Below are 3617 nucleotides of genomic sequence, written 5' to 3'. Positions count from 1 at the left end.
GCTTACAACATCCGCAAAATCCACACCGCAGCAGCCTGACGCACCAGCCCGGGGACAGCCCAGCCAACGGCGCGATCAAGCCAGCCTGACCCGCCAGCCAGCCATCGCCATTCTGCGACAGGCTCTTCGACACTGACATCCGAAAGATCATCTATACGACGAACCCGCCGTCTTAGGCACCGATACGCCCCGGTGCTGCTCGACATGCACACCCGCCGGCCGATCGACGTTCTGCCCGACCCACCGCCGACACCCGCGCCGGCTTGGCTGCGCGAACACCCGGGGGTCCAGATCATCTGCCGCGGTCGCGGCGGCAGCTACGCCGACGGCGCCCGCCAAGGCGCACCCAACGCGGTCTAGGTCGCAGACCTCAGGCACCTGCTGAAGAACCTCGGCGACACCATCGAGAAGGTCGTCCGCGGACACCGTCGGTGCCTACGCGAGTACCGCGATCCGATATCCGCCCTGTCCTCGCCGGCCACGGCCAAGCCGGGAATCACCGGACGACGGGCGGTTAACACCCGCTATCGCCACGCGGCCGTGCACGCCCTACGAGCCGAAGGATCGTGGATCAGCGCGACCGCCCGCCGTCTCGGCATGAACGTCAAAACCCCCGCCCGTAAGTACGCCCACGCCGCCAACGCCGAGGCGTTGATCGGCCCGAACGCGCCAGCAGCCGACCCAGCGTCCTCGCCTCCTTCCACCCCTACCTGCGACAACGCCTCACCGACGGCGTCCACCAGGCAGCTGACCTGCACGCCGAGATCGCGGCCCGTGGGCTACCAGGGCAGCCTGCGAGTGCTGAAAGATTGGCTCACCGCCAACCGCACCCGACCACCCCCCGTGACCGTCCAGGCGCCGTCGGCCCAACGGATCACCGCCTGGATCATGCGACCTGGCCACGAACTTACCGACGACGACCGCACCTACCTGGCCGATGCCCGAAGCCGCTGTCCCGACCTCGACACCGTCGCCGACCTCGCCCAAGGGTTCGCCGCACTGGTCCGCCATCAAGAAACCGGCCAACACCTCGACGCCTCGATCGGCCGTGCCCGCAACGCCGGGTACTCGGAACTACGCGGCTTCGTCGCCGGCCTGATCAGCGACCGCGGCGCCGTCGTCGCCGGTCTCACTCAACCCTGGAGCTCAGGCCCCGTTAACCGTATCAAGACCATCAAACGACAGATGTAGGGCCGCGCGAACCCCGACCTCCTACGCAAACGCGTCTTGGCCACACCGCGAGCTGCCGCCGAGATCAATCACAGAATGCGTGCCAGGATCTGGCAGCATCCGGGTGCGGCATCAGGCATCCCCGCCCGAGGGGTCGAGGGTGTTGCTGGCGATGTAGGCCGCGATGAAGTGAGCGGCGGCAGCCGTGAGGAGTGCGACGGTCAGGCCACTGTGCATGAGGGGCGCTGCGGCCAGCGCGCCGATGCCCGAGGCGGTGATCTTGACGCTGGCTCCGGTCGTGAAGATCTGGGTGCGCAGGTGAGTGGATGCCTCTTGGTGGCGAATCTCAATCAGCCCGGCGAGCTGGGGTCCGTCACCCGCGCCGATGACAGCGGCTGCAAGGATCGCGGCGACCGGGTGCCCGGCCGCCGCGATCGCGATGCCGAGTCCGACCAACACAGTGGCCCAGGTCAGGACCCGACCCGGACGCTGCAATGCTCCACTTCGATCGAGGAGAGCATTCGATGCCAGAGCCGCTGCGGCCAGGACAGCCAGCAGGATCGATCCGGCAGCGGGACTGCCGAATTGCTCCTGCCCGATCGCGGGGACGAGGACAGCGAATAGTCCGAAGCCGAAGAAGGCCACGCATGACGACACGGTCGCGGCCCGCAGCCTGGGCTGATGCCTGATCGCGGCGATGCCTCGGCGCAGATCAACCAGCGGATGAGACTGACGGGTCTCCTCGGTGGGGTCCTCGTGCCGGAGGACGCGCGCGAAGGGCGCACACGCGGTGCCCGCCCCGAGTAGGAGGAGAGTCAGGACCAGCGGTGCGTTTGACCCCGCGACCGCGAACGCGGTACCGGCGAGGGCCGGGCTAACCAAACCGGCGAGGCTGTAGGAGCTTGAGTCGAAGACAGCCAACCGCTGAGCCCGAGCAGCATCGGGGTGGGTGAGCGATGCCGACCAGCCGCCCGCGACGGCCGGCCCGAAGAGGCCGGCTAGGACTGCGATCACCATGGCCAGTCGCTCGTGCCGGTAATGCAGCGCGCCCCCAACCGCGGCAAGCCCGACTTTGAACGACGCCAAGGACAGGGCCAGAGGGCCGCTGGACCGAGCCCGGTCCAGCCAGACCCCAAGCAGAGGGCCGCCTACCGCCGCGGCAATGGCGAGGAGCCCGAACACTGCGGCGCCGTCATCGGGGGAGGAATCGCTGTAGGCGAACAGGAGGATCGCGGTACCGGCCATCTCGTCTCCGGTGCGTGCCACGAGCGTGCCTAGCGGCACAATGAGGCATTTTATCGTGGGTAGCGGGCGTCATCGGCGGCTTGGAGGACGAGGATGGCCTGGACGATCGGCGTGGCGCGGCGGGGGCAGCAGCGGAGTTTGGTCAGGATCTTCCACGTCTTGAGCGTGGAGACGGCGCGTTCGCCGAGGGCTCGGATCTTGGCGTGGTGCCGGTTGACGGACTTCTGCCGGCGGGACAGTCGAGTGCGGCGGCGCTTGAAGGGGGTCCAGATGGCACCGCGGGCGCCTTGATAGCCCTAATAGGCGCCGAGGGCGGCTCCGGTGACGTCTGATGCGTAGCCCGTGCTCCTTGAGCGCTCCGACAAGAGCGACGCGCCGGGTCCGCCCTGCTCAGCTGGTGGGGCGTCGTCTCGTAGCCTGCCGTGGTTCGAGCCGCCTGCCGGGATGACCTCTGGTTCAGCTTGGGTGTGAAGCCCTGCGACAGATCGAGGCCCTGGCGAGGGGCTGGGATCACGGACGGCTGATGGGGTGATGCGCTTCGAGCGCTGCTATTAGGGCGCCGGCTGGTCCCGCCAGGTTCATCAACGGAGGGAGATGGAATGACGGTGTCGTGTGGGATTGACTGGGCGGAGGACCATCACGACGTCGCGGTCGTCGACGGCGACGGCAGGCTGTTGGCGAAGTTGCGGATCAGCGACGACATCCACGGCTACCGGGCGTTGCTTGAGTTGCTCGCCGTCCACGGCGACCACTCGGAGACGCCGATACCGGTGGCGATCGAGACGTCCCGAGGACTGTTGGTGGCAGCCCTTCGCGCCACCGGCCGGCCGATCTATGCGATCAATCCGATGGCGGTGGCCCGCTACCGCGAGCGTCACACACTCTCCCGCAAGAAGTCCGACCACCAAGACGCGATGGTGTTGGCGAACATCCTGCGCACCGACACGGCAGCTCACCGTCCGCTGCCTGCGGACTCCGCGTTGGCGCAAGCCGTAACTGTTCTCGCGCGAGCTCAACAGGACGCGGTCTGGGACCGCACGTGCGCCCATAACCGCCTGCGGTCGCTGCTGCGCGAGTACTACCCGTCGATCATCTCGGCCTTCGCGGCTAGTACTGCAACGGCAGTAGGCGAATCGGGTTCGGTTCGCGTTCGTTGGTCTGCGTGTGACGGACGTTGATGTCGATCGGTGGCATGGGGAGTT

General features: G+C 67.7%; 2 protein-coding genes and 2 pseudogenes. 2 read left to right on the top strand and 2 right to left on the bottom strand.

Features of this window, described 5'->3' with window-relative positions; translation table 11 throughout:
• The first annotated feature begins 774 nt into the window (after nt 1–774).
• Entirely contained in the window at nt 775–1191 is a 417-nt protein-coding gene (locus ABZS40_RS36425) for a hypothetical protein (RefSeq protein ID WP_354949263.1), read from the top strand.
• A gap of 111 nt (nt 1192–1302) precedes the next feature.
• Here ABZS40_RS36425 and ABZS40_RS36420 read toward each other — a convergent pair whose 3' ends face one another.
• Both ABZS40_RS36420 and ABZS40_RS36415 read right to left on the bottom strand, forming a co-directional pair.
• Nucleotides 1303–2436, bottom strand: a complete 1134-nt coding sequence (locus ABZS40_RS36420; protein ID WP_354949261.1) for an MFS transporter — start codon at nt 2434–2436, stop codon at nt 1303–1305.
• A 29-nt stretch (nt 2437–2465) separates the two neighbouring features.
• Nucleotides 2466–2711: pseudogene (locus tag ABZS40_RS36415) on the bottom strand (transposase family protein); the annotation flags it as partial.
• 303 nt (nt 2712–3014) lie between these two features.
• On the opposite strand from ABZS40_RS36415, the pseudogene ABZS40_RS36410 reads away from it, so the two are divergent.
• A pseudogene (locus ABZS40_RS36410) lies at nt 3015–3524 on the top strand (IS110 family transposase); the annotation flags it as partial.
• Between the last annotated feature and the right edge of the window lie 93 nt (nt 3525–3617).

The sequence above is a fragment of the Micromonospora sp. NPDC005324 genome (assembly GCF_040607155.1).
In the GTDB taxonomy this organism is placed as follows: Bacteria; Actinomycetota; Actinomycetes; order Mycobacteriales; family Micromonosporaceae; genus Micromonospora; species Micromonospora trifolii.
The sequence above is the reverse complement of the archived record's forward strand: the minus strand, read 5'-3'. Positions and strand labels throughout refer to the sequence as shown.